Origin of the sequence: Lacibacter sp. MH-610 (genome assembly GCF_045780045.1) — a bacterium.
In the GTDB taxonomy this organism is placed as follows: domain Bacteria; phylum Bacteroidota; class Bacteroidia; order Chitinophagales; family Chitinophagaceae; genus Lacibacter.
Map to the genome: position 1 here is coordinate 209574 of NZ_CP116002.1, position 26154 is coordinate 235727.

The window sequence follows — 26154 nt, forward strand, 5'->3', positions numbered from 1 at the left end:
TTATAGTTCTTCAAATCGTTTTGTTCTGTTCAAATAATTATGTGTGATGAATCACGCTTTCTTTCACCAACGGATGATTCTTTGCTAACAGGGATGCTTTTGTTAAATAACGGGCTGTTAAAAACATTACCAATCCCAGGAATCCTGCTCCCACACCCAAGCTGTAAATAAAATGAACGGGATCGTTGGATTTAGCTCCTAAATCTTTCAAAGGTCCGGGTGTAACCATTTGATAAAAATCCAGCCAGTGACCAAAGATGATAATCACCGCCATAATAGTTACTACAGTATAGTTACGCTTGGAACCACGCTTCATCAGGATTAACAGTGGTGCCAGGAAGTTGATGATGAGGTTGAGCAGGAAGATGCCTTTGAAAGGCCCGCCTTCTCCACCGGGTCCTATACGTTGAATAAAATACTCTGTTTCTTCAGGCTGGTTACTGTACCAGATCAACATGTATTGTGAAAACCACAAGTAAGTCCAGAACACAGAGAAGGCAAACATAAACTTACCTACGTCGTGAATATGCTCGTCCGTTACAAACTCGAGGTAACCGAGATTTTTCAGGTACACGATAAACAACATCATTAATGAAATACCTGCCACCCAGGAGCTGGCAAATGTGTACCAGCTGTACATAGTGCTGTACCAGTGTGCATCAATACTCATTAACCACATCCAGGGCAACGTGCTCATTACCGTTAAACCATAAGTAACAAGGAAAGCTGCAGATATTGCCAATGTTTTCCAATAGTAAGAATGATCGCCTTTTTGACCCAGGTCTTCTGCAATGGAAAGTTTACGGAACCAATTACGGAACCAGATCCACAAACCAACTGCTGTAAGAGAAAGAACGGTGTAGAAAGTAGGGTTTAAGAAGCCTGCTTTCCACGTAAGTTTAGCATCATGCTTTACATGCTCTGTATCTTTCCAGTGATAGATATGATGATCATCACTCAACCATACATAACTTAATAAGATCACTAAAGCAATTGGTCCGAGATAATTGATGGAACCTGAAATAGCTTCAGGAACACGACGGAACGCTAACGGCCATCCACCCTGCGCCAAAGTAGTGGCAGCAATAAAAAAGAAGCTGGCAGCACATACTAACAGCCAGAAGATGCTGTTGTGCATTAATGCCATCCAGAACTTAGTAGCGCCATAAGCTTCTGCACCATGGCCCTCACCATGACCTCCGGAAAACGGATGAAGAAACACTACGCCAAGGAGCAGTGTAACCACACCGATTCCCATCAAAGCATAGCTCCATTTTTTTAATCCGCCGGGTATTTCAAATTGCTCTTTCAGTACCATTAGAAATCAGTTTATCGTGAACGTTCGTATTGGTTGTTTATTTAGTTGCTTTTGTGCTGTCTGCTGCCGGTGCTGTAGCAGCCGGTTTGGATGCTCCGGGCTGTACACTTTTTATGTAATGGATAATCATCCATCTTTGTTTTGTACTCAGTTGGGCAGCATAACTACCCATCAGGTTTTTGCCGTAAGTGAGTGAATACATCATTTGGCCGGCAGGCATCGCTTCATACTTAGCATCGCCTACCAATGTAGCAGGTTTTGCAGGATAAGGACCTTCACCACCTTTATACAAAGGACCATTACCATCTAATTTTTCACCATGACAAATGCCGCAGTTAATCTTATATAAACGGGCTGCCTCAATGGTTTCAGTTGCCGTAAGAGGAGGTAATGGATTGGCAATAGCTTTTGAAGCTATATAATTGGTTGTATCCCCTGCTTTATCCATCGGCAAATTAAAACCTCCGAGAATATCTCCACGCTTTACAGTTCCTGCAACGGGTGTAGCATCATAATTAATACCTGCATCTTTTAAATGGCTGTGATCAGCATATGTTTCTACTGCACGGCTGTACGCCATATCCGGCATATAAACAGTTCCGGGGTCATTTTTACCGGCAGAACGGCAGGAGAAAAATGCTGCAGCCAGTAAAGCCATCGATCCAAATGATAAAATCTTAGTTGTACGCATCTTGTTTTGTTTATGCAGTTACAGTTGCTTCTTCTTTTTCAAATACTTTTCGGTCTTTGTCATAACGGCCCAGCCACCATCCGGTTTCTGCTTCTTTCTCAAACACTTCAACAGCGCCGGCACTGTGCAGAAAAGCTTTTACTTCTTCTACATTGGTTTTATCCGTTACTTCCAGCGGCATTACAAACAGATCGTCTGTAGCACGCAAATGGAAATGATCTTTCTTCACAAAAGGAGCCAGTTGACAGAGATAGCAGAACGTTAACACCATGCCCACAGCCGCACACAATACTGTTAATTCAAAAATGATGGGAATAAAGGCTGGCAGGGGTAACAATGGTTTACCACCAATGTTCAAAGGCCAGTCTTTGGTAAACACCCAGCTCATAAAAGAAAGAGCGGTAGTTGTACCGGTAATAGCATAAATGAATCCGGCTGTGTGCAGACTTGTATCACGCAAACCCATGGCATGATCCAAACCATGAATAGGAAATGGTGTATACAGGTCATGAATCTTGTATCCTTTTTTCCTTGTGTTTTTAACCGCAGGGAAAAGAGTTTTCTCGTCATCAAAACAGCCTACTATGAATTTTTTTACGGGCATATATGCGTTTTTTCTGAATCAAAATTTAATTAGTGTGCATGTGCTGTTTTAGCAGCAAACTCATCCAGTGATTGTTCTTCAATCGGATCCATTGCTTCTTTATAGCTTTCACCACTTCTCTTTAATATGTGTTTGATCTCTGCAATAGCAATTACAGGGAAATATTTGGAGAAGAGGAAATAACAGGTAAAGAACAGACCGAATGAACCGAGATAGAAGCCAACCTCCCAAATAGTAGGGCGATAGTACACTGACCAGGATGAAGGCAGGTAATCACGATACAGAGAAGATACGATGATTACAAAACGCTCAAACCACATACCGATGTTTACTACCACACTCATGAGGAACGTGAAAGCAATATTTCTTCTCAGCTTCTTTACCCAGAACAACTGTGGCGTAATTACGTTACAGGTCATCATCAACCAATAACTCCATCCGTAAGGACCGGCAATACGGTATTTAAAGAATACATCATACTCATATTTGCTGGCGCCGTACCAGGCCATGAACAACTCTGTTAAGTAGGCACAACCTACAATAGAACCGGTTAATACAATAACCTTGTTCATGTTTTCAATATGGCTGATGGTAATATAATCTTCGAGGTTTAATACTTTACGTGTTACCAGCATCAGTGTCTGCACCATGGCGAAACCGGAGAAGATAGCACCCGCAACGAAATAAGGCGGGAAGATGGTGGTATGCCAACCGGGAATTACTGATGTGGCGAAGTCGAATGATACGATCGTGTGTACAGAAAGTACCAGCGGTGTACTTAAACCGGCCAATACCAATGATAAGCTTTCATGGCGCTGCCAGTGCTTGGTAGAACCGGTCCATCCAAAAGCCGTAACTCCATAAAATGCTTTGGCCCATTTCTTTTTAGCACGGTCACGAAGAGTAGCCAGATCAGGAATCAAACCACTATACCAGAATAAAAGAGAAACAGTAAAGTAAGTTGAGATGGCAAATACGTCCCATAACAGCGGTGAGTTAAAGTTTACCCACAAAGGACCACGGCTGTTAGGATAAGGAAGTACAAAGAAGGCCATCCACACACGACCCATGTGCCATACCGGGAACTGACCGGCACACATTACCGCAAAGATGGTCATGGCTTCTGCTGCACGGTTCACCCCTGTTCTCCAACCTTGACGGAAGAGTAACAAGATAGCTGAGATCAACGTACCGGCGTGACCAATACCTACCCACCATACGAAGTTGGTGATATCCCAACCCCAGCCGATGGTTTTATTCAGGTTCCACATACCTGTACCGTAAACAACCTCTACATACAAGCTCACTACACCAAACAGTAACAACGCTACAGATACAATAAATCCAATCCACCACATACGTGTGGGCGCTGCTTCCACAGGCTTACAAATATCTTCTGTAACCTGTGCGTAGGTTTTATGACCATCTACCAATGGTTCCCGGGTCTGTGATTCGTACCTTAATGATGCCATATTCTTGTTTATACTTTTAGCCCTAAGCGTTGCGCTTTAAGCTTTGGTTTTAAGTTGTTTCTTGCTTCTGTAACTTATTAATGAGCTGCTTCTGCTTTCTTTTCTTCGTGCTTTTCTTCACCATGTGCTTCATGACCACCTTCCTGTTCGTTTCCTACGTGGCGATCTGTGTTACGCAACTTCGCCATATAACCAACATTGGGCAACACGTGTAATTGTTCCTGTACGAAGTAGGTGCGTTTTACACCTTCTTTGGTGCGAAGGATGTGAATGGCACTTTCTTTATCATTTACGTTACCGAACACAATCGCATTAGTAGGACAAGCCTGCTGACAAGCGGTTTTGATATCGCTGTCAACCATTGGTCTGCTTTCTTTCTTGGCATTGAGCTTCGCTTCCTGCAAACGTTGTACGCAGAAAGAACATTTTTCAATTACACCACGGCTTCTAACAGTTACATCAGGATTCAACACCATACGTGTTAAATCATCATTCATCTGTCTTGTTACTTCATTCAAACGACCGCTTTCGATAATATCATTCTGGTTATCCTTGAAGCTGTCAGCACCATTCCAGTCGTGCCAGTTAAAGCGACGTACTTTATACGGACAGTTGTTGGCACAATATCTTGTACCGATGCAACGGTTATACGTCATCTGGTTTAAACCTTCGCTGCTGTGGTTGGTAGCTGCCACCGGACAAACGTTCTCACAAGGAGCGTTATCACAGTGCTGGCAAAGCATGGGTTGGAATACCACATCCGGGTTTTCCATATCGCCGCTGAAGTAGCGGTCGATACGCAGCCAGTGCATATCATGATATTTACCAACCTGGTTTTTACCAACTACACTCACATTGTTTTCTGCAGAGCAAGCCACCACACAGGCACCGCAACCGGTACAGGTGTTGAGGTCAATACTCATATTCCATTTTATACCGGGCTTATCAAATACCGGGTAGATTGTTCCCTCCGCTTCAAAATTTTCAATACCACCGTAATCTTTCAGTTCATGCTTGCGCTCATTGATGATGAGATCCGTATCTTTTTGAAAATCTTTAAGAGCGGCTTCTTTAATTACTTCCACACGATCGCCATATTGACCATGTGTCTGCATTTGAGAAATGTTGTACTCTTCTTCTGTTGCCTTTATTTCTGCTGTTCCGTTGTACACATAGTTCTGCCCGTTAAAAGATGCAAAGGGATAAACATTTTGTCCGGCACCTTTTGCAGCTAACCCTACTTTTTCATGACGGCCATAACCAACTGCTACCGCAATAGTATTAGCATTGCTACCGGGTACAATGATGATAGGAAGTTTTACTTCTTTACCATTCACAGTAAGCGATACAACCGGTTTTTTGGGTTCTACTTCGTATGTGTCAAGATTTAAATCAGGGAAGAGTTCTTTTTGTAACGCCGGAGAAATCACTGCATAGTTATCCCAGGTAGCACGGGTCATGGGGTCGGGCATTTCCTGCAACCAGGGATTGTTGGCCATTTTACCATCACCAATACTTACTTTTTGATAAAGCACTACTTCATACTTACCGCCTTTTGCAGCACTGAGCTTAGTAACGGCATCTGCTACAGCAGCACCATTGAAAGCAGCACCGGCGGGAGCAGCAGGAGCTTCAATAACTCCATCCTGCAAAGCCTTGTCAAAAGCTGCCTGTGAACCTAACTTGGCAGTCCAGTAGTTTTTGAAATAAGTTTCATAATCAGCCGTAGTACTACCGCTCCAGGTTAACAAAGAGGTAGCAAACGCTCTTGTTTTAAACAGCGGATGAATGGTGGGCTGAATAAAGGAAATATGATTGGTTTTTGCTTCTGCATCGCCCCAGCTTTCGAGGAAGTGAGGAGCAGGCAAAATGTATTGACAGTTTTGTGCTGTTTCGTCTTCATTTTCGTTGAAAGAAACGGTTAATCCCACTTTCTTCCATCCTTCTACAAATTTTTTGGTATCAGCATAAGTGTAAACAGGATTAGCACCATATACTAATACAGCGCCTACAGCGCCGGCATTCATATCAGCAATCAATTGCTCCATTTCTGCATCCACACCTTTACGGTAATTGAACATAGTAGAGAAATTGATGGTTTTGCCATTGGCACCAATTTTATCGTTGATGGCATTTACAATAACCTGTGCATTTACATCATTGCTGCCGCAAACAACAACGGCGTTACCGCCTGCAGCTAATAATTCTTTAGCAGTGGCTTCAATACCGGCAGCCAAACGTTTATCAGCAATAGCAGGAGCTGCAACCGTTCCGCCCACTTTCGCATACAGGTTGAGTAATGCTGCACCCAGTTCACTTGGTTTATGATTGAAACGCTCATCCGCATTTGCACCGGTCATGCTGTACATGCTTTCAAACTGGATGTGACGGCTCATGGTTGGATTCTTCTCATCAATCTTTCTGCCGGCAGCGTATTGCTTGGAGAATTCAACAGGGCTGAGCCAGGTACCGAGGAAATCAGCACCAAAACTCACAATCACTTTTGCATTGTCAAGATGATAGGCAGGAATTCCTTTTTTACCATAGGTTAATTCATTTGCCTGGATCATACCACTATAAGAAACAGCATCATAAGTAACATGCCTGGTGGTAGGATATTTTGCTTTAAACTCATCAATTACCGCCAGTACAGAAGGTGAATTGATGGTAGAAGTTAAAAGAACAATCTGCTTACCGGTTCCTGCCAGTGCAGCAGCAATTTTTTTATCAACTGATTCGTAAGTGGGCGCTTCTTTAAAACCATCGCCACTCTTCTCCATGGGATAACGCACACGTGCTGTATCGTAGAGACTGAGCACTGAAGCCTGCACACGTTGTGAAGTACCACCCTTGGTAAAGCCCAACTCATTTCCTTCAATTTTGATGGGACGGCCATCTCTTACTTTCGCCACAACAGGAACTACATCACCATCCAGCACAAATGTGGTAGCATAATAATTGGCAACACCGGGTACAATATCAGCGGGTTTGTTAAGGAAAGGAATCGCTTTCTTAACTGGGATATCACAACTGGCCGCCAATGTAGCAGCAGCCGTGCTGAAACCGAGATACTTTAAGAAATCACGACGGTTGCTGCCCGCAGCACTATCAGCACCTTCAAAAGGAAGATCTTCCCTGAACTCATTTTCCGCAGCTTCCTGGAATGATTGCGTCTGATTCAGCTCTCCGAAACTTTGCCAATATTTTTTCTTACTCATATGTTTGGTTGATAGCTAATTTGAAAATTTGTCTCTCGACTTCTCTCTCAGGATTCTATATAAATAGCTCCTGCTCTGAATTAATAGTGACACTTCTGACACTCAGTACCACCGATTTTTTCTACTGTTACGCTGTCCATTTTACCACTCTTCAGGTCGTTATGGAATTTTTCGTAGATGCTGTAGAAACCATTATCCTTGAACTTCACAGCGGTTTCACGGTGACAGTTGATACACCAACCCATGCTTAAATTGCTGAACTGGTATACTTCACCCATGTTCTGAATTTCGCCGTGGCAGGTTTGACATTGAACGCCACCGGCCTTTGTATGCTGTGAGTGATTGAAATAAACATGATCGGGCAGGTTGTGAATTTTGATCCACTCAATGGGTTTGCCCGGCTTGGTGTATTTGTTGGCAGCAGGATCCCAACCGGCATAATCATACAGCTTTTTGATTTCGGCCGTACCATCTACCTTGGTTCCATCATCTTTTACCAACTCAGGACCTTTGTATTCATTAATGGCCATGTGACAGTTCATACACACATTCACACTTGGAATGTTAGCATGCTTACCTTCCATAGCACCACCGTGACAGTACAAACAGTTTACCTGGTTGATGCCGGCATGTACTTTATGAGAGTAATAAATAGGCTGCTCCGGCTGGTAATTAGTTTGACGGCCGAGATTAATGGCACTTTGAGCCACGAGGTAACCGCCGGTAAGGAATAATAAGATAATGCCGGTAGCGATGTACGCTTTATTTTTCCAGAAAGGAAGCGGCTCACCACGGTGAACACCTTCTTTTTCATCCGTTAACTTGCGCAGGTTGCTGTTAACCTGTAATAAGATCAATGCTACAACTGCCAACACCAGGGCTAAGATGCCGAAGAGGAAAGAGTTATCGGCTGCCGGTTGAGGTTGAAGCGGTTGATTTTTATCACCACCATCCTTTGGAGGAGCAGTAACATATGTAAAAATCGCATCAATTTCTGCATCGCTCAAAGCCGGGAAAGCAGTCATCAACACACCACTATACTCTTTAATAAGATTGGCTGCATAAGGTTCTGTCTTAGCATAACCCGATGGGTTACGTACCCATGCATATAATTTTTTACGATCGGCCCAGGGACCTCTTTCTAATACACCCGCCAGTGCCGGACCGGTCAGCTTTTTATTGATGGCATGACAACTGGCACAATTCGCCTGAAACAGGGCTTTTCCATCCTGTGCCATCAAATTGCTGCCAAAACCACTGATAATAAATAATAAGCTGAAAAGAAATGACCGAGCGGAGATTGATTTTGGTTGATTCATATCGCTTCAGAAACGTAATGTGATGAGGAATTATATCCCGTTATACAGGCTGCAAATTTAGGGGACGATACTGACATAATATCCACAGTTTCAAAAAAATTTTTACGCTTGTTTGACAAATGATGATTGCAATCACAAACAATTTTCAACCTCTTTCACTATTTATAAAAACATTAAAAGAATTATGACAAAAGTTTTTGCCTGAGTTGATGGCAAAACAACTGAATAGTATCACTTTTGCGGCATGTTTACCCGTTTAAAGAATAAATGGAAGGTTGGCTGGTTACAGTTTACGCTCATCTTTATCACATTTGCCCTTGGTGGCAGTCTTTGTGCCCGTGCCGGCAGTTGGTTGCTTCAACTCTTCCTGGATGAAAAAAACTGGGTGTATTGGTTACTTTATGTTCCGCTCATTACCATTTTATGGCCCTTATGTGTATTGCTTATCAGCATTCCTTTTGGACAGTTCAGGTTTTTTGTGAATTATCTTAAAAAAATGGGTACTAAGATGGGGATGATCAAAGATAAAAACACATCTGCCTGATTTTACTTGCTTCGTTCAAGTACCGCTTCTGCCGCCATAAAAGCAAAACTCCCCCACTGGCTCCCTTTCAATACTGCATTTAAAACAGTTTTGCCTTTTTCAGTTTGGCCACTTAATAAATAATAGTTGCCCAAACCAAAGCCCAGTGTGGCATTATTGAGTGTGTTTTGATGGCCCATAAGCTGTTGATACAACACTTCTGCATCCTGCTCTCCTTTATACAGCAACAAAATGGTGAGATAACCTTCATTTTCAATCAGTTTCATGTCTTTACTGATGGTCTGGAGCAGTTCTGCCGCTTCTTTTTCTTTTTTCTGATGACGCAGGGTAATATAATACCAGTTAACGGTAGCCACATACATATCCGGGTTGGCAGAAACCTTCAAACATTCCCTATAAGCCGTTTCCGCTCCGGCAAAGTCGCCTTTTAAATAATATGCCAGACCAAGGTGGTACCAAATATTGGATTGCAGGGTGCTGGTGGGTATGTTTTGAGCATTGGGCATACCATCCGGCTCCACTTCATCCGGTTTGCCTTTACTAAGAGCTGCTGCTTTTGTAAAATCAGCGATGGCTTTATCAATACATCTCGTAGTTAAGTAGCGATGACCCCTGTGGCGGTACAGACGGGCATCGTTGGGATGCTGCTCAATGCCTTTGGTATAAACAGCTATAGCTTCATCGTACTTGCCGAGATAAGCCAATCTTCTTCCATACCAGATTAAAGCATCAGCGCTGGTGATATCTTTTAAATAAACGCTTTTTGCATTTTCTGCATCAGCCTCCAGTTTTTCTTTTGTTTCAGTTGAAAAAGAAAGTGCCGGGTAAGATTTACTGCCGCAAAAAGTAATTTGAGCGGATGCCTGTTGCTGAATAATAAGCAGGAGACCAAAAAGAAGTAATCGTTGCATGGCAGAAAGTTACAATTTTGCACGTCATGACACGAATCGCCATTTTTGCTTCAGGAGCAGGAAGCAATGCTAAAAAGATAATTGAACACTTTGAGCATCATGCATCAGTACAGGTTGCTTTAATTGTGTGTAACAAACCGGAGGCAGGTGTGTTAAAGATTGCAGCCGAACATGGTATTGAAAGCCTGCTCATTGAAAAAGAGCCTTTTTTCAGAGGCGATGCTTATGTACCGCTCTTGAAAGAACATAAGATAGACTGGATTATTCTTGCCGGCTTCTTATGGAAAGTTCCGATTGCTTTAATAAAAGCTTATCCGCAACGGATAATTAATATACACCCGGCGCTTTTGCCCAAATATGGTGGCAAGGGTATGTACGGCAGTCATGTGCACCAGGCGGTGATTGCAGCTAAAGAAGAGGAAAGTGGCATTACCATTCATTATGTAGATGAGCAATATGATCATGGTGATACCATCTTCCGGGCTACCTGTAAAGTGCTGGGTGATGATACGCCGGAAACACTGGCACAACGGATTCATGCACTGGAACATGCACATTACCCAAAAGTGATAGAGCAACTGCTGCTCTCGTAAATCCATCTTAAAAAACAAAGTGGCTGAACTTTTTTGCCTATACAGGTTTATTATTGCAATCCGTTTTGAAAAAATTTCTATTATACTTTCTTTTATTGCTTGCTTCCGGCGCTACTGCTCAGATACAGGTAAGCGGTACGGTATATGACAGTACCAAACGCAACCTGGTGGAAGGCGTGCAGGTACTCTGCACCTGCGGTACCATGACGTTTACAGATAGTGTGGGCAACTACACCATTTTTGCAGGTGAGAAGGATTCGCTGTTCTTCTTTTTCAGAAACAAGCCTACACAAATGTTTCCGGTAACGGCTATTAAAACACCCTGGCAGTTTGATATTGCCATTAACCTGCACGTGCCGGGCAAATACAAACAGCTGAAAGAAATTATTGTGTACGGTAAAACACGCCGGCAGGATTCCATTGAAAACCGTATTGCTTACGATAAAATTTTTAACTACGATAAAGGCGGTTTGCGCATTTCCAACTCTGCACCGGAGTCAGGCTTTGGTGCCGGTATTGATTTAGATGCATTGATTAGTGTGTTCCGTTTCAGACGAAACAAAAGCAGGTTGCTCTTTCAGCAACGGCTTATTAAAGAAGAACAGGACCGGTATATTGAGTACCGCTTCAATAAAAACATTGTAAAACGCCTTACCACACTTAAAGATGGTGAGGCCCTGGACCGGTTTATGATTGAATACAAACCGGAGTACGAACTGCTCACCCAGATTCTTGATATAGAATTGTACATGTACATACAGGCGGCAGCTAAAGATTTTCTGAAAAAGTACCCGCAATAACCGACCTATTCCTTTTACTTTAGCACAAACATTTAAATAGTATGGAACAAACCACATTGGGTATTGGCACCCGTTTACAACATACGCAATACGGCCCGGGAGTTATTGTGGGGATTAAGTACGCTGCTTATCTCATTTCATTTATCAACGCCGGGATTAAAGAAATAGATAAGACCGATACACAACTGGATGAAATCATTCCTGAAAATGTAAGTGAAGAAATAGAAACTCATAGTGAGGTAGAAAAAAGTCTGCTCAAGATTCTCCGTTTATGGAACGGTATGACTGAAACTGTTCCATTAGGAGAACGCTGGCAGCATGGCACTATGATATTACAACCTGCTGATAAAACACTCAAACCCAAAGAAATTCCCATTGAAGATTTCTTTCATAAAATTGTAATGCTCAGAGATCGTCTTCGTGTACTGGAACAAAACATCAACAGCAGTAAAAACTTAAGCGATGAAGAAAAAGTAAACATGCAGCAATACATTACACGCTGCTATGGTTCGCTCACCACATTCAATGTGCTGTTTAAAAATAAAGAACAATGGTTTGTGGGGGAGAAGGGAAGTAAGGAATAACCTTTCACTCGTTCATCATTTTTTCTCTTCCGCTTCTTTTATAAGCGTGGTCTTCATAAAAATATTCTTCCCATGTTTTGGAAGAAGGAGTACCGTCTTTTAAAATACGAACCACCATCCAGATTACCGGCAGCGGTAATAAGAGGAAAAACAGAACCACTGCATCATCACTAAAGCCCAGCTGTGGTGATACTGCATACATCAACACAAGTGCTGAAACAAAAAACACCGGTATTCTCAGTTCTTTCATAAAACGCTTTACCACTATAACAATACCGGTGCTTAAAATGTTTTGCTGCTTCAGGTTGTTTTACGGGGGCAGGTACTAAAACCCACCAGGGTATATAACGGGCAAAAGCTTATAAGGCTTGTAAGCACAAACACACCGCCCAATACTACCAGTACAATTCCAAGCGTGCCAGTTATAACACCTCCGAAATACAAATAGGCAAATACAGCTGCCAGCAATACACGAATAATACGATCAGCAGATCCCATGTTCTTTTTCATACAATAATTTTTTAACGGTTAAAGAATTGAACAACTAAAACAATACCGGCCACCAGTGCAATACACAAGATGCAGACGATAAAAAGTTTAACACCCTTTGCCTCTGTCATTTTCATATACATGTAAAGCTATTTTCCTTTCCCTGAAAGAACTGTGATAGTTATCACATTTGTAAATAAAGAAGATGATATTAGTCAGTCAACTGCCGCTCCATATACACAACAGCTGGCAAAGGATTGTGATAGTATGCAGTGGTTTCAATAAAACCAAATTGCTGATAGAGTTGTATGGCGGGTTGTAGTTTTTGCAGTGTATCTAACTTCATTTTTGTATACCCCAATCGTTTTGCATCTGCAATCAGTTGCTCCACCAGCGCTTTGCCGATTTTATGTTTTCGGTAAGCCGGGCGAACGTAGAGACGTTTCATTTCACAAACAATGCTGAGCGTAGTCGAAGCATTGGCACCGGCATTTAGCGTAGTCGAAATGCGTTCATCCAAAGGCAATAAAGCAATACAACCGGCGATTTCATTGTTCCACCTGGCCATATATAAAACACCTTTAGGCGGACCGTATTTCAGCAAAGGGTTTTTCAGTTCTGCTTCAAAACTCTGAAAACATAAGTCTTCGTTCAGCTCTGTTTCATATTCACGAAAGAGCCTACGTATGGCGTCCATATCGTCCCCTTCCGCCGTTATAAGTTGTATCTCCAGCATTTTTTATATCTTCAAAACAAACTTACAATCTTTTCCGCATGCTCCTTCGTTTGATGTTTCTGCTTTTGCTCCCTTCATTTGTATTTGCACAGAAGTATAAAAAACTGCATCAAAAAAGTTTTGTAGCAGATACACATAATGATATTCCATCTTCTGCTATTGAAAAGAATGTAGCGTTTGATACGGATTTAAAAGGCAAAACACATTCTGATTTAAACCGTATGTTTGCAGGCGGTGTGGATGCACAACTATTTTCTATTTTTTGTGATGGGGAGCAAAAAGACCCCTACAATTATGCGAACCGTGAAATTGACAGTGTGTACGCATGGGCACAACGCAATCCTGCACGTATGATGATGGTGTATAATCCTTCTGATTTACAAACGGCTATTCAGCAAAAAAAATTAGCAGCGCTTTTAGGAATGGAAGGCGGGCACATGATGGAGAATGATTTAAACAAACTCGAACTCCTGTACAAACGTGGAGTAAGATACATGACTATTACATGGAATAATTCAACACCATGGGCAACAAGTGCAGCAGACGAAACCACACAAGGAGGTAAATTAAATGCTGATGGTAAAAAAGGTCTTACTGAATTTGGAAGAACTGTTATTAAGAAAATGAATGAACTGGGTATAATGGTAGATGTGAGTCATGTGGGCGAACAAACATTTTGGGACATTACAAAAATTGCTACCAAGCCCATTATTGCTTCGCATAGTTGCGTTTGGAATCTTTGCCCGCACAGAAGAAACCTAAAAGATGAACAGATAAAAGCGATTGCCAAAAGCGGCGGCGTTATCTTCCTCAACTTTTATGCAGGATTTATTGACAGTACTTATGAGCGCAAGCGTGATGCTTTTCTAAAACAGCATCAAAGTGAAGTAGAAGAACTCATCAAACAGGGCAAACAAAAAGATTATGCACTCATGATGGTGGGCGATAAGTATAAAGATGAAATGAAAGCCATGCGTCCATCGCTATCTGTTTTACTCAATCATCTGGATTATATTGTAAAACTGGTGGGCGTTGATTATGTAGGCTTGGGAAGTGATTTTGATGGTATTGAAGCACCGCCGCTTGAATTAAACGGAGTAGAAAATATGCCGCTCATTACCAAAGCTCTTTTAGAAAGAGGGTACAGTAAAAAAGATATTCAGAAAATTTTAGGCGGCAATTTCAAGAGAGTGTTTACGGCTAACCAAAATCAGTAATAATTCGTTTTAACTGCTGTTCACAAGCCTTTGACCAAACACTTCATTACAACATGCAGGAACAACTCAAGCGAAGCATTGGTGTTTTTGGACTTACCTGTGCAGTGATTAACATGACAATCGGCACGGGTATTTTTGTATTGCCGGCACTTGCAGCAGAGCACATGGGCAATGCTGCCCTTTTTGCATTTATAGTTTGCGGATTTCTCATTTTTTTAATCGCTTTGTGTTTTGCTGAAACAGGCAGCCGATTTTCAGTAAGCGGCGGAGCTTATACCTATATTGAATTTGCATTTGGTAAATACGCCGGCTTCCTGGCTAATATAACTTTTGTTACAAGCTGTGTACTGGCAGATGCAGCATCTGCCAGAGCGGTAGCAAAAACGCTCAGTTTTTTTTGGCCTGCTTTAGAAGTTCCGGTATTTCGAATCAGTTTTTGTTTTTTGTTATTTGCATTGCTTGCGTTCATCAATATAAGAGGAGCCAAACAAGGTGTATGGTTTATCGTTATTGCAACCGTTGCTAAACTCATTCCTTTATTATTGGTGGTTGCATTAGGCACAGTAAAGATGGATTGGAGTGCACTCTCCATTACCACTCATTTTGAATTGAACGATTTAGGCGCTTCCACATTAGTGTTGTTTTTTGCATTTATTGGTCTTGAGACAGCCGTTACCAACGGTGGTGAATTTAAAAACCCTGCACGTACGGTACCATTAGGATTATTTTGGGGTTTGCTCATTGTATTGCTGCTGTACATGGCCATTCAATTGATTACACAAGGTGTGCTGGGCAACGAATTAATGAAGTATAAAGAGGCGCCTATTACAGCTACAGCACAAAAACTATTGGGCACTGCGGGGCTCACCATTACAATTATTGGTACGGCACTCTCCATGATAGGTGCAATTAGTGGTGAAGTGCTGGGCATTCCACGTTTGTTGTATGCGGGTGCACGTGATGGTTTGCTGCCTTCCTTCTTATTTAAAGTACACTCAAAATTTGCTACACCCTATTATTCCATACTTGTTTATACCGCTATTTGTTTTGTACTATCTTTTACCGGCAGCATACAGCAATTGCTGGTATTAAGCAGCGCTTCTATTTTATTAATTTACCTGGGGGTAGTACTTTCAGTAATCAAATTCCGGTTTCAAAAAACAGAAACCTATACAGGGTTTAAAATACCGGGTGGTATCATAATTCCTGTAGTGGCGAGCATCATTATTCTTTGGGTGTTATCCAATCTCACAAAGAAAGAATTGATAGGCGTTGCCATTGCATTGGTATTGCTTTCTGTAATTTATTGGGTGATGTGGTGGATAAAGAAAACTAATGCTGTAAAATAGAACCTGAAACTGTTTATTAAAATTAATAGCTGAAAGTACTTTGAACTCTGCAACTGAATCATTAGATTTATTGATTCGTTCTCCTTCAGCATTCAAATCCACATCCGCTTGATAAATCTTTCCCGGCTTCCCTTTACATCTTTTTAGTATTACCAATTCTTAACAAACATGAGAATGCAATTAGCTATTGCGTGTTTATTTTGTTTGTGTTTCTATAACGCCGCAACACAATCTTCAACAAACAGTAAAACTATAGCAGGTGTTTGGCGTTTGGTGGAGTTTGCTGATTTTGATAGTGTTTCCAATACATGGATCAACCGCTACGGTAATAACCCAAGAGGTTATTTTATTTATACGCCGGGTGGACTTCTCAGCATTAATGTTTCAAGCGACGCACCGCTTAAGATCACAGAAGAAGAATCAAAAAAATACAATATCAATTTTCATGAGTTTTTCAGCCGTCATTCGTTCGGATACTTCGGCACCTACACATACGAACCTTCAAAAGGGCAGGTGATCCATCATGTAAAGGGAGGAACACTTCCCTGGTATACGGATACAGAACAGCCAAGACAAATTCAATTAAAAGGAGATACGGCCATTATTGGTGATAACATCAGAACAAGAAGAGTACTGGTGCGGGTGGAATAAAAAACTTTTTTAACGGGGTAGCCGAAAACCGCTCAGAGTAGGCAACAAAACTTCACATTATGAACAAAAAAAACTATCTGCAAATTGTATTATGTATGCTCCTTGCAGTAATGATGATTGCTTGTAACTCATCAGAAACCAAACCAGCCGAAGCTGCAGCCCCTGCTGCACCTGACATGAACAAAGTAAAAACAGAAATTCAAGCTCTGGAGACAGCCTGGGCTGCTGCTGAAAATGCAGGTGATGTAAAAGCCATGGCTAACTTATATGCAGAGGATGCCGTTACTATGCCCCGAAACAAACCCATGATCAGCGGCAGAGAAGCCATACTGAAAGATATGGAAGCAGGAGAAGCAACAAGAGATAAAAGTATGACGGTTGCCTATACCGTTTTGGATGTGTTTGGTGATGAAAATACAGTTACTGAAACGGGCTCTGCCATACGAAAAGATTCTACAGGCAAAGTAACCTACTCCGGCAAGTACATGGCTATTTGGGTAAAACGTGACGGCAAGTATTTATGTGTAAGAGACATCAGCAATGCTGATGCAAAAGAAAAATAAAACTTGACAATGCTTAACCGGGAAATGAATCTTTGTTTCCCGGTTTTTTAATGTACAATAGTTTCAAATACCTTAAAATGATTTTTAAAACAGGTTTCTTGTTTATTGCATTGTCTTTTACAACATCTGTATCTGCACAAACAATAAGCAAAAAGAAAACGCAGCACAGCAAACAATTGAAAATCTCTTTACTGCATTATCCACTACAGATACTGCCGCCATAAAATTATACTGCACAGGCAATGCAAGATTTTATGAGTATGGACAAACCTGGACGATCGATACCATCATTCAAAAAGTAATGCAGAGTAAATTCATTCCAGATTTTAAACGTACCAACAGCTTTGAGTTTATAAGTGCCACCATCAACAAACTAACAGCATGGGTTACATACTACCTCCAATCAACATTCACAAGGAACGGAAAGGAGGAACTTGTAAAATGGATGGAAACAGTTGTGCTTGTGAAAGAAAAAAAGAAATGGAAAATAAATGTATTACATTCAACAAGACTGCCAAAAAATTAAACACATTATAATCAATATGAAAAAGAATATACTGCTCTTTTACTTACTTTTTCTTGTCCTTTTTTCATCAGCCCAAACAAAAACCTATGAATCGCTTTTGCAACTCACAAAAGAACTGCGACAATTAGAAAGAACATCATTGCCCAATGGTGTGCCGGACTACCGTTCTGCCACAGTTATTAAAATTCAACAATCATTAGCACAGCTGAAAAACAGACATGCAAAAATTGACACCTCATCATGGTCTTTAGAACATAAAGTGGATTATGTATTAGTGCTGAGTGAAATGAATGCACTGGATTTTAATTGCCGCATTCTAAAACCATGGGTGCGTGACCCTTCTTTTTACGCCATCATTTTTGCTGAGCAAAGTGATACCCCGGAGCATGAAGGCCCTACGAGTTTTGCTGCCATTGAATTATGGCAATACAATTTCCCATTAACCGCTGAACAAGAACAGAAACTAATTGCACAGCTTAAAGTAATTCCGCCTTTGTATGAGCAGGCAAAAATGAATCTCACCGGTACTGCCCGTGATTTATGGACAGCAGGTACCAAAGATGTACAGGCACAATTGAGTTTGCTGGATGAACTTTCATCTAAAACCATCAACAATACGCAACCATTAAAAGATGCGATTACCAATGCAAAAAAAGCAGTAACAACATTTGCAAATTGGTTACTACAAGAAACACCAAATAAAACAGGACCCTCCGGTATCGGCAAAGAAAACTATACCTGGTTTCTGCGTAATGTGATGCTCATCCCTTTTTCGTGGCAAGATGAAGTAACGCTGCTTAACCGGGAACTTACACGTGCTTTTGCTTCCATGCAACTGGAGCAGGAGAATTATCGGAACCTGCCTCCCTTACAACCTTATAAGAACGAACAGGAGTACAATGCAGGAGCTGATGCGCATGTAAATCAACTGATGCGTTTTTTAAAAGAAAAGAACATCATGCCGGTGAAAAGTTATATGGAGCCGGCCTTACGAAAACATATGGGCAGTTTTATACCGGAAGCACAGCGCAATTTTTTTGGAAACATTTCGCATCATGCACCGGGTGTGTTGTACTCTCACTTAACACATTGGTTTGAAATTGCAGGGTTAACAGAAGAGCCGCATCCAAATGTTATCCGCAGAGAGGCGCTTGCTTATAATATCTGGATGCAGCGGAGTGAAGGGCTTGCCACTTCATTGGAAGAAACATTTATGCTTGCCGGTTTGTGGAATGATAATCCGAGAGCAAAAGAATTGGTTTGGATTATGCTGGCGCAGCGTTGTGCAAGAGGATTGGCTTCTTTATATGCGCAGGCAAATATGATGAACTATGAAGAAGCACGGAGCTATCAAATGAACCGGACACCGGCCGGATGGGCGGGTGATGAAAGTCTCGCAGGTTTTGAACAACATTTATACTTACGTCAACCGGGTTACGGAACCAGTTATGTTACCGGCAAGTATTTTATTGAACGTATGATGATGGATGTGTCAAGACAACAAGGCAAGGATTATACAGTTTACAAATTTTTTGATAGGTTTTACAACGCAGGCATTATGCCGGTATCTTTAGTGAACTGGCAATTAACCGGGGATGATAGTTTGATAAAAGCATGTTTTAAAAAATAAAAAATGGAAGAGGAAAAAAGTCAACAGACCACAGACGACAGTCCACAGCAAGAGGCACAGTTGAATACTCCTTCAACTAATGAAGGCATTGCATCTGATGATATAAATTCCGAAGCTGAACCCCAACCAGAAACAAGTAACCAGAAACCTGAAACTGAAAAAGACATGGAAGTCCATCACCACACCCATCACGAACATGGTAAACGAAACTGGAAATCTTATTTCTGGGAATTTTTAATGTTGTTCCTGGCAGTGTTTTGCGGGTTTTTTGCAGAGTATCAGTTGGAGCATGTCATAGAGCATAACAGGGAAAAGCAATACATGCAATCTTTGTTAAATGATCTTGCTGCAGATATAATCATGCTGGACAAAGGTATTCAACGAAAAGACGGACGCATTAATGCCATTGATTCTGTATTTGATTACTTTGAACTTCATCAAAATCTGCAAAAAATTTCAGGAAAATTTCTAAAAACACTTCGTCGCACCACATACGATCAACGTCTTATCCGAAACCAGATCACTTCCAGTCAACTAAAAAATGCAGGAGGTATGCGGCTTATCAGAAACAAACAAGTAGCCGATTCAATATCTGCTTATGATTTACAATGTGAAATATTCGATCAGTATAATGAACAATATATCACGAACCAAAATCTTAATTACAGATATCTTGAAAAAATGATAATCGCTTCGGATCTTTCTTCCTGGTATAAAAACAATAAAACAGAGGGTGTTGTTGGTAATATCCCCGATAGTATTAGTATCAGAGTGGATCTTGCAGAACTGAATCAATACATAAACCTGTTAAATCAGATAAAAACATTTGCTCGTCAGGAGACTACCAGATTTAAGCAACTTAGAGAAAGTGCTTTAAGCCTGATCATGTTAATTAGAAATGAATATCATTTCAACTAATTTGGTATGAACAAACAACGCATCATCCGTTTCATTATCTACATTATTGTTGGTTTTGCCTGTGCGTTCCTGTACCGTTATTTTAAAAAAGGTTAGAGGCGGCACGTTCTCATATTTCTTATCTTACGCATCAAAATCAACCCCCGGCATTCATGGCTAAGCGTAAACCCAAAACTGACAAAGTAGACTGGAAAAGAATCTTCAGTATTAAAAATTTATTTCAAACACTTGTGGGTTGTTCCCTTGCAGTACTGGCCATGCGTGGGTTTTTAATTCCCAATAAGTTTCTGGACGGCGGTATTACCGGCATTTCCATTCTGCTTTATAAATTATATCATATTAACATCAGTATCCTTTCCATCGTATTGAATCTTCCGTTCATTTACATGGGTTACAGGCGTATTGGTAAAACCTTTGCTGTACAAACAAGTATTGCCGTTCTGCTGCTTGCTGTTGGTTTACAATTTGTACATATACCGGCTGTTACTGAAGATAAATTACTCATCGCCTTTTTTGGCGGTTTAATCATGGGCACCGGCGTAGGTCTTGTATTGCGAACCGGCGGTGTGGTAGACGGGGCTGAAGTGGTGGCGGTGTTTACCAAACGTAAAACCGGCTTCAGCAACAGTGAAATCATTTTAATGTTCAATGCCATCATCTTTGCAATAGCGGCATTTCATTTTGGATTGGAAACTGCCATGTACTCCCTCATTACCTATTTTGCTGCTACACGTACCGCTGATTATGTGGTGGATGGTATTGAACAATATACGGCTATCAACATCATATCATCTAAACCTGATGAAGTAAAAGATTATTTAGTGAATGAACTCAACAAAGGTATAACCGTGTACAAAGGTGAGCGTGGCTACCTCCCGGGCAGTTTTGACATTAAAACAGATACCGATATTATTGTTACCGTTGTTACACGCTTAGAAGTGCACAATATTCAAGCTGCCATTCATGGTATTGACCCCAAAGCTTTCATATACGTACAAAGTATTAAGGAAGCAGCCGGCGGCATCTTAAAACCCAAAGCACATGGACACTGAGCAACGCATGATGGACTTGGTACAAGAGCTCATCAACAATAGTGTTGCTGCAACTTATCCTTACCATAATTTCAATCATACACTTTATGTTTATAATAAAACACTGGAGATAGCAGCACATGAAAAATGCAGCGCTTCGGATATCCGTTTGCTCAAAGCGGCTGCGTTGTGGCATGATACAGGATACATCAACATTTACTACGGTCATGAAGAAGAAAGTTGTGTGCAGGCAAAAAAATATTTGCCGGAGTTTGGCTTTCATCCTGATGAAATTTATGTGATCTGCGGAATGATTATGGCCACTAAAATTCCGCAAACACCGCATAACCTGTTAGAGCAGATTATTGCTGATGCTGATCTGGAATACCTGGGTACAGATGAAGCGCCCGTGCAGGCACAGCAGTTGTTTGAAGAGTTGCGCATGCTCAATCCGTATTTGCATGAAGAACTATGGAACCGTACACAAATTTTCTTTTTAGAACATCATCAATTCTTCACAACCTTTTGCAAACAATACCGTGAGCCTTTAAAGCACGGCTATCTGAATGGACTAAAATTGAAATTATAAGCAGTCAGCTCCTGTTTTATTTAGTTCATTTTTATAAAAACCCGAAAAATTGGGTTATTTTCCTGAACCATTTTCCACGTGCATTACAAAATAAATTAAGGTTTGTATGAAAGGTGCAAAACAACCCGCTGTTGAACAACTCAAAAGCGAGAACCTTCAATTAAAAAAGAAAGTACAGCAATACAATATTGAGTTATTGCAGAAGCGCCGTGAACTGCAGATAGAAGCTGCACTTGAAAAAGTACGCATGGTGGCTATGAGCATGAAAAAGGCGGATGACATGCTCACTATCTGCAAAATCATTTCACAGCAATTAGAAACTTTAGGTGTACAGTATATACGTAATGTACAAACAGCTATCATACATAAAGAAAAAGGCACTTATACCAATTACGAGTTTTATACCAAACACAACAAACACCTCACTACAGAGGTAAACTATACCAACCACGCCATGTCAAAAGCATTTGTAAAGAAAATGCTTGAGGGTTCAAATAAATTTTTCAAACGCACATTGAAAGGCAAGAAGGTTCAGGACTGGTACACATTTCAAAAAAAATCCACCAATCAATTTGCAGATAAATATTTAGCGAAGGCTTCTTCACTCAACTATTATTGGTATTCATTAGGGCCGGTGGCATTGGGGGTATCAACATATGCAGCTTTGAATAAAGAAGAAGAGGAATTGGTCGTTCGATTTAAGAATGTATTTGAACTTTCTTACCGCCGCTACCTGGATATTGAAAAAGCAACAGCGCAGGCAAGAGAAGCACAAATAGAAGCAGCATTGGAAAGAGTTCGTGCAGCTGCAATGGCCATGCGAAATTCAAACGAGCTCAGCCATATCATTTATAAATTATATGCAGAGCTTACAAAGCTGGATGCAAAACTCAACCGGTGTTTTATCATGATTGTACATCCTGAAAACAAAGGCATCACCTGGTGGCTCGCAGGTAAAGAAGGGTTACTGGTAGAGAATGGGTTCTTTATTCAATCAAATCAACATCTAACACATTTATTGTACCTGGACAACTGGAAGAAACGAAAGAAAAAATGGCAATACAATTTCGAAGGAAAAGAAAAAAAAGATTGGGACAGATTTGGTTTCAGTAAAACAGAGTTGTCACGCTTGCCAGAGTTTATCAAAAAAGATATGGCTGCTGTTAAAAGGGTTCATCTCTCCGGTTCGTCTGATCAATTTGGTTCATTGGTTACCGGCAGCCTGGAACCTTTGCCCGAAGAAAAACAGGAAATCATCAGTCGGTTTACCGTTGCATTCAACCAGGCATATATTCGTTTTCTTGATTTGCAAAAAGCAGAAGCAAATGCAAGAGAAGCAGCTATTGAACTTGGGTTGGAAAGAGTTCGTGCAAGAGCCATGGCCATGCAACATTCTGATGAGCTGGGCGAACTGGTAGCAACTGTTTTTACAGAATTGAACAAACTGGATTTTTCATTGGCCAGTTGTATCATATGGATTCACGGCCCTGTTGATCAATCAAATGCATTGTGGATTGCAAGTGATGAAATGAACAAACCTGCACGGCCTTTGCAAATTGTTCCGTTTTATGAACCTTTCTTTACATCCATTATAGCTGCATGGAAAGCAAAAGACCCGAAATGGATTTTTGCATTAACAGGAACGGAGAAGAAAAAATTTCAGACTTTGTTTTTCAAACAATATCCGGAGTTGCCGGAAGCACTCCGGAAACCCGTTAGCCAAAACAAACAAATCACCTTCTCTGCGTCCTTCAACAATTTTGGTGCATTGGAAGTGGTAGGCACAGAACCATTAACCGATGAAAAGTTTAACATCCTTCACCGTTTCGGGAATGTTTTTAATTCCAGCTATACAAGATTTCATGATTTACAAAAAGCGGAGGCACAGACAAGAGAAAATCAAATACAATTAGCATTGGAAAGAGTACGGGCAAGAACGATGGCTATGCAGCGAAGTGATGAACTGCCCGAAGTAGCAGGTCTTCTTTTCCAACAAGTGAAAGCATTAGGCGTGCCTCAATTTCATTGCGGATTCAACATTTTTGAAATTGATGACAAGGAATGTACATGGTATCCCGGAAGTGCTGATGGCCATATTCTTCCACCTTGCAAAATTCCGTTAACGGAACATCCGGTTTTTATGAACTTCATCAAATCAAGAAAGAGAGGTGATGAACTTTGTGTATATGAAAAGGAAGGTGAATATCAAGCTGGCCATTACAGGTATATGTTATCACTTCCTGTTTTGGGAGAGATATTGCAAAATATGTTGGATGCCGGCATCCCATTCCCAACTTTTCAGATTGATCATCTTGCGAATTTTTCTCACGGCAACCTGCTTTTCATTACTTCTGAGCATTTCCCTGAAATGCATGATGTATTCAAACGCTTCGCCAAAATATTTGAACAAACGTATACCCGCTTCCTCGATTTGCAAAAAGCCGAAGCACAGGCAAGAGAAGCACAGATAGAAGCGGCATTGGAACGAGTACGCAGTAAAGCAATGGCTATGCATAACAGTAATGATTTGCCATCTACTGCTATCATTGCTTTTACTGAATTAAAAAAATTAGGCTTTACTCCTATTCGCACCGGCATCAGCATTCAAAACAAAGAGAACAGAAAAAACTTATTATACTCCGCTACTACTACCGGGGATAGTGAAAATCTTTCTTTAGTTGGATGGGCAGTGCTCGACAATCATCCTGTGCTTTCAGAAGTTTACAACCAATGGATGAAGGGTGAAGATTATTATCCTGAATTGCATGGTGAGCTGCTGAAATCTTATTATGAGCAAATAAGAAATAGTTTTAAGGTACCTGCAGAGCAAACAGAAATAGACCAGTACGGCTATTTTATGTACTTCACCCACGGTGTGTTTTATGGTTGGTGTAAACAACCCGTTACTACAGATGAAAAAAAACTACTCAGACGTTTTGCTTCAGTAGTTGACCTCACTTTTAAGCGATATTTTGATTTACAAAAGTCCGAAGAACAGGCAAGAGAAGCACAAATAGAAGCAGCACTGGAAAGAGTGAGGGGTAAAGCAATGGCAATGCATAATTCGCAAGACCTTGCTGATACAATTGGAGTTTTTTATAAAGAGCTGCATTCATTCAGTATTACACCCAGAAGATGTGGCGTAGGATTACTTAATAAAGAAAATAAAACAGGCGAACTATTTACATGGAATACCACTGAACAAGGCGAGAGCCTCGAACTGGTAGGAAAAATTAAAATGGAAGGGCACCCTGTTTTGGAAAATGTATATAACAACTGGTTGAGCCAAATCGATTATTTTCCTGTACTACGTGGTAATGAAATAAAAGAATACTATAAAATCATCCGGCCCATGATTGCCTTTCCGGATTATAACCATGATGAAGTGCAATACGGTTATTTCTTTTTCTTTAAAGAAGGCGGTGTGTATGCATGGACGCAAACCCAGATGCAGGAAGATGAACTGCAAATTTATCGCCGCTTTACTTCAGTGCTTAGTCTCACTTATAAAAGGTATAAAGATTTGCAGCAGGCGGAAGCATTGGCCGAACAGGCTCGTCTTGACCTGATTCAAATCCAAACCGAAAAGAAAAGAGCAGAAGAGGCTTTGACAGAATTACAGTCTACACAAAAGCAATTGATACAAAGTGAAAAGATGGCTTCATTGGGTGAACTCACGGCAGGTATTGCCCATGAAATACAAAACCCGTTGAACTTCGTCAACAACTTTAGTGAGGTAAGTAGTGAGTTGATTGAAGAATTAAAAAGTCAAAAGTCAAAACTTACAACTGAAGAGCAGGATGAATTGCTGAATGATATTTATTCCAATCTTGAAAAAATAAATCATCACGGCAAGCGTGCGGCAGATATTGTAAAAGGCATGTTACAGCACAGCAGAACATCATCAGGACAAAAAGAACTCACCGATATCAATGCCTTGTGTGATGAGTATTTGCGTTTGGCATATCATGGATTAAGAGCCAAAGACAAATCATTCAATGCAAAATTCGAATCATCGTTTGAAGAAAGTATTACACCCTTAAGTATCATTCCACAGGATTTTGGCAGGGTGATTTTGAATCTTATCAACAATGCATTTTATGCGGTAAATGAACAAAAGAAAAAAATAGATGGCACATACGAACCAGTCGTTTCAGTAACTACTAAAAAACACACCAACAGCATTGAAATACAGGTGCGTGATAATGGCCCGGGAATCCCTCAGAAAGTTCTCGATAAAATTTTTCAACCTTTCTTTACCACCAAACCCACAGGTCAAGGAACAGGCTTGGGATTGAGTTTAAGCTATGATATTGTAAAGGCACATGGTGGTGAGTTGAAAGTGGAAACAAAGGAAGGAGAAGGCAGTGTGTTTATCATTCAAGTACCTTACTAACAATA

The 26154-nt window shown here is 40.9% G+C and carries 24 protein-coding genes; 14 read left to right on the top strand and 10 right to left on the bottom strand.

Going from position 1 to position 26154, the window contains the following annotated elements; all coding sequences use genetic code 11:
* Positions 1 to 37: 37 nt before the first annotated feature.
* The 6 genes from PDL71_RS00950 to PDL71_RS00975 form a co-directional block, all read right to left on the bottom strand.
* Entirely contained in the window at positions 38 to 1318 is a 1281-nt protein-coding gene (locus PDL71_RS00950; protein WP_407524225.1) for a quinol:cytochrome C oxidoreductase, read from the bottom strand.
* Positions 1319 to 1355: 37 nt separating this feature from the next.
* On the bottom strand, positions 1356 to 2009 hold the full coding sequence (locus PDL71_RS00955) for a c-type cytochrome (RefSeq protein ID WP_407524227.1): 654 nt from the start codon (positions 2007 to 2009) through the stop codon (positions 1356 to 1358).
* Positions 2010 to 2019: 10 nt separating this feature from the next.
* Positions 2020 to 2613: a DUF3341 domain-containing protein gene (locus tag PDL71_RS00960; RefSeq protein WP_407524229.1), complete on the bottom strand. Its 594-nt coding sequence runs from the start codon at positions 2611 to 2613 to the stop codon at positions 2020 to 2022.
* A 29-nt stretch (positions 2614 to 2642) separates the two neighbouring features.
* The gene (gene nrfD / locus PDL71_RS00965) at positions 2643 to 4085 is read right to left on the bottom strand and encodes an NrfD/PsrC family molybdoenzyme membrane anchor subunit (RefSeq protein ID WP_407524231.1); all 1443 of its coding nucleotides are present in this window, start codon (positions 4083 to 4085) and stop codon (positions 2643 to 2645) included.
* 77 nt (positions 4086 to 4162) lie between these two features.
* Positions 4163 to 7303 carry a TAT-variant-translocated molybdopterin oxidoreductase gene (locus PDL71_RS00970; RefSeq protein WP_407524233.1) on the bottom strand — a complete coding sequence of 1047 codons (3141 nt, stop codon included), beginning with the start codon at positions 7301 to 7303 and terminating at the stop codon, positions 4163 to 4165.
* Positions 7304 to 7383: 80 nt separating this feature from the next.
* Positions 7384 to 8622, bottom strand: coding sequence for a c-type cytochrome (locus PDL71_RS00975; RefSeq protein ID WP_407524235.1), 1239 nt, complete (start codon positions 8620 to 8622; stop codon positions 7384 to 7386).
* Between the two features lie 244 nt (positions 8623 to 8866).
* Between PDL71_RS00975 and PDL71_RS00980 the strand changes: the two genes are divergently transcribed.
* Positions 8867 to 9166, top strand: a complete 300-nt coding sequence (locus PDL71_RS00980; protein ID WP_407524237.1) for a DUF6787 family protein — start codon at positions 8867 to 8869, stop codon at positions 9164 to 9166.
* A 2-nt stretch (positions 9167 to 9168) separates the two neighbouring features.
* Here PDL71_RS00980 and PDL71_RS00985 read toward each other — a convergent pair whose 3' ends face one another.
* Positions 9169 to 10077 carry a tetratricopeptide repeat protein gene (locus tag PDL71_RS00985; protein WP_407524239.1) on the bottom strand — a complete coding sequence of 303 codons (909 nt, stop codon included), beginning with the start codon at positions 10075 to 10077 and terminating at the stop codon, positions 9169 to 9171.
* A 26-nt stretch (positions 10078 to 10103) separates the two neighbouring features.
* Between PDL71_RS00985 and purN the strand changes: the two genes are divergently transcribed.
* The 3 genes from purN (at position 10104) to PDL71_RS01000 (ending at position 12054) form a co-directional block, all read left to right on the top strand.
* Complete coding sequence (gene purN, locus PDL71_RS00990) at positions 10104 to 10670, top strand: phosphoribosylglycinamide formyltransferase (protein ID WP_407524241.1); 567 nt, start codon at positions 10104 to 10106, stop codon at positions 10668 to 10670.
* Between the two features lie 65 nt (positions 10671 to 10735).
* Positions 10736 to 11470 carry a hypothetical protein gene (locus PDL71_RS00995; RefSeq protein WP_407524243.1) on the top strand — a complete coding sequence of 245 codons (735 nt, stop codon included), beginning with the start codon at positions 10736 to 10738 and terminating at the stop codon, positions 11468 to 11470.
* Between the two features lie 41 nt (positions 11471 to 11511).
* Complete coding sequence (locus PDL71_RS01000; RefSeq protein ID WP_407524245.1) at positions 11512 to 12054, top strand: hypothetical protein; 543 nt, start codon at positions 11512 to 11514, stop codon at positions 12052 to 12054.
* A gap of 4 nt (positions 12055 to 12058) precedes the next feature.
* Here the strand turns inward: PDL71_RS01000 and PDL71_RS01005 are convergent, their stop codons facing one another.
* The 3 genes from PDL71_RS01005 to PDL71_RS01015 form a co-directional block, all read right to left on the bottom strand.
* The gene (locus PDL71_RS01005; RefSeq protein WP_407524247.1) at positions 12059 to 12304 is read right to left on the bottom strand and encodes a hypothetical protein; all 246 of its coding nucleotides are present in this window, start codon (positions 12302 to 12304) and stop codon (positions 12059 to 12061) included.
* Between the two features lie 50 nt (positions 12305 to 12354).
* Positions 12355 to 12564 (bottom strand): DUF2892 domain-containing protein, encoded by a 210-nt coding sequence (locus PDL71_RS01010; RefSeq protein ID WP_407524249.1) that lies wholly within the window; start codon positions 12562 to 12564, stop codon positions 12355 to 12357.
* Positions 12565 to 12754: 190 nt separating this feature from the next.
* Complete coding sequence (locus PDL71_RS01015) at positions 12755 to 13279, bottom strand: GNAT family N-acetyltransferase (RefSeq protein ID WP_407524251.1); 525 nt, start codon at positions 13277 to 13279, stop codon at positions 12755 to 12757.
* A gap of 38 nt (positions 13280 to 13317) precedes the next feature.
* Between PDL71_RS01015 and PDL71_RS01020 the strand changes: the two genes are divergently transcribed.
* The 10 genes from PDL71_RS01020 (at position 13318) to PDL71_RS01065 (ending at position 26149) form a co-directional block, all read left to right on the top strand.
* Positions 13318 to 14496 carry a dipeptidase gene (locus tag PDL71_RS01020; protein WP_407524253.1) on the top strand — a complete coding sequence of 393 codons (1179 nt, stop codon included), beginning with the start codon at positions 13318 to 13320 and terminating at the stop codon, positions 14494 to 14496.
* Between the two features lie 53 nt (positions 14497 to 14549).
* Complete coding sequence (locus PDL71_RS01025) at positions 14550 to 15845, top strand: APC family permease (protein ID WP_407524255.1); 1296 nt, start codon at positions 14550 to 14552, stop codon at positions 15843 to 15845.
* 168 nt (positions 15846 to 16013) lie between these two features.
* Entirely contained in the window at positions 16014 to 16496 is a 483-nt protein-coding gene (locus PDL71_RS01030; RefSeq protein WP_407524257.1) for a lipocalin-like domain-containing protein, read from the top strand.
* A gap of 59 nt (positions 16497 to 16555) precedes the next feature.
* Complete coding sequence (locus PDL71_RS01035; protein WP_407524259.1) at positions 16556 to 17059, top strand: YybH family protein; 504 nt, start codon at positions 16556 to 16558, stop codon at positions 17057 to 17059.
* 220 nt (positions 17060 to 17279) lie between these two features.
* Entirely contained in the window at positions 17280 to 17585 is a 306-nt protein-coding gene (locus tag PDL71_RS01040; RefSeq protein ID WP_407528436.1) for a nuclear transport factor 2 family protein, read from the top strand.
* 16 nt (positions 17586 to 17601) lie between these two features.
* Complete coding sequence (locus tag PDL71_RS01045) at positions 17602 to 19215, top strand: hypothetical protein (RefSeq protein WP_407524261.1); 1614 nt, start codon at positions 17602 to 17604, stop codon at positions 19213 to 19215.
* Positions 19216 to 19218: 3 nt separating this feature from the next.
* The gene (locus tag PDL71_RS01050; protein WP_407524263.1) at positions 19219 to 20133 is read left to right on the top strand and encodes a hypothetical protein; all 915 of its coding nucleotides are present in this window, start codon (positions 19219 to 19221) and stop codon (positions 20131 to 20133) included.
* Positions 20134 to 20285: 152 nt separating this feature from the next.
* Positions 20286 to 21185 carry a YitT family protein gene (locus PDL71_RS01055; protein ID WP_407524265.1) on the top strand — a complete coding sequence of 300 codons (900 nt, stop codon included), beginning with the start codon at positions 20286 to 20288 and terminating at the stop codon, positions 21183 to 21185.
* A complete protein-coding gene (locus PDL71_RS01060; protein WP_407524267.1) occupies positions 21175 to 21753 on the top strand; it encodes an HD domain-containing protein in 579 nt (192 codons plus the stop codon). Before PDL71_RS01055 ends, PDL71_RS01060 begins: the two co-directional genes overlap by 11 nt.
* A gap of 106 nt (positions 21754 to 21859) precedes the next feature.
* A complete protein-coding gene (locus PDL71_RS01065) occupies positions 21860 to 26149 on the top strand; it encodes a sensor histidine kinase (RefSeq protein WP_407524269.1) in 4290 nt (1429 codons plus the stop codon).
* Positions 26150 to 26154 lie beyond the last annotated feature (5 nt).

Excerpts from the sequence above, each read along its gene's own strand:
- nrfD (WP_407524231.1), bottom strand. The coding sequence starts at position 4,085 with ATGGCATCATTAAGGTACGAATCACAGACCCGGGAACCATTGGTAGAT.
- PDL71_RS01025 (WP_407524255.1), top strand. The coding sequence starts at position 14,550 with ATGCAGGAACAACTCAAGCGAAGCATTGGTGTTTTTGGACTTACCTGT.
- PDL71_RS01035 (WP_407524259.1), top strand. The coding sequence starts at position 16,556 with ATGAACAAAAAAAACTATCTGCAAATTGTATTATGTATGCTCCTTGCA.
- PDL71_RS00970 (WP_407524233.1), bottom strand. The coding sequence starts at position 7,303 with ATGAGTAAGAAAAAATATTGGCAAAGTTTCGGAGAGCTGAATCAGACG.
- PDL71_RS00985 (WP_407524239.1), bottom strand. The coding sequence starts at position 10,077 with ATGCAACGATTACTTCTTTTTGGTCTCCTGCTTATTATTCAGCAACAG.
- PDL71_RS00975 (WP_407524235.1), bottom strand. The coding sequence starts at position 8,622 with ATGAATCAACCAAAATCAATCTCCGCTCGGTCATTTCTTTTCAGCTTA.
- PDL71_RS00950 (WP_407524225.1), bottom strand. The coding sequence starts at position 1,318 with ATGGTACTGAAAGAGCAATTTGAAATACCCGGCGGATTAAAAAAATGG.
- PDL71_RS01050 (WP_407524263.1), top strand. The coding sequence starts at position 19,219 with ATGGAAGAGGAAAAAAGTCAACAGACCACAGACGACAGTCCACAGCAA.
- purN (WP_407524241.1), top strand. The coding sequence starts at position 10,104 with ATGACACGAATCGCCATTTTTGCTTCAGGAGCAGGAAGCAATGCTAAA.
- PDL71_RS01060 (WP_407524267.1), top strand. The coding sequence starts at position 21,175 with ATGGACACTGAGCAACGCATGATGGACTTGGTACAAGAGCTCATCAAC.
- PDL71_RS01030 (WP_407524257.1), top strand. The coding sequence starts at position 16,014 with ATGAGAATGCAATTAGCTATTGCGTGTTTATTTTGTTTGTGTTTCTAT.
- PDL71_RS00980 (WP_407524237.1), top strand. The coding sequence starts at position 8,867 with ATGTTTACCCGTTTAAAGAATAAATGGAAGGTTGGCTGGTTACAGTTT.
- PDL71_RS01045 (WP_407524261.1), top strand. The coding sequence starts at position 17,602 with ATGAAAAAGAATATACTGCTCTTTTACTTACTTTTTCTTGTCCTTTTT.
- PDL71_RS01010 (WP_407524249.1), bottom strand. The coding sequence starts at position 12,564 with ATGAAAAAGAACATGGGATCTGCTGATCGTATTATTCGTGTATTGCTG.
- PDL71_RS01000 (WP_407524245.1), top strand. The coding sequence starts at position 11,512 with ATGGAACAAACCACATTGGGTATTGGCACCCGTTTACAACATACGCAA.
- PDL71_RS01005 (WP_407524247.1), bottom strand. The coding sequence starts at position 12,304 with ATGAAAGAACTGAGAATACCGGTGTTTTTTGTTTCAGCACTTGTGTTG.
- PDL71_RS00960 (WP_407524229.1), bottom strand. The coding sequence starts at position 2,613 with ATGCCCGTAAAAAAATTCATAGTAGGCTGTTTTGATGACGAGAAAACT.
- PDL71_RS01015 (WP_407524251.1), bottom strand. The coding sequence starts at position 13,279 with ATGCTGGAGATACAACTTATAACGGCGGAAGGGGACGATATGGACGCC.
- PDL71_RS00955 (WP_407524227.1), bottom strand. The coding sequence starts at position 2,009 with ATGCGTACAACTAAGATTTTATCATTTGGATCGATGGCTTTACTGGCT.
- PDL71_RS01065 (WP_407524269.1), top strand. The coding sequence starts at position 21,860 with ATGAAAGGTGCAAAACAACCCGCTGTTGAACAACTCAAAAGCGAGAAC.
- PDL71_RS01020 (WP_407524253.1), top strand. The coding sequence starts at position 13,318 with ATGCTCCTTCGTTTGATGTTTCTGCTTTTGCTCCCTTCATTTGTATTT.
- PDL71_RS01055 (WP_407524265.1), top strand. The coding sequence starts at position 20,286 with ATGGCTAAGCGTAAACCCAAAACTGACAAAGTAGACTGGAAAAGAATC.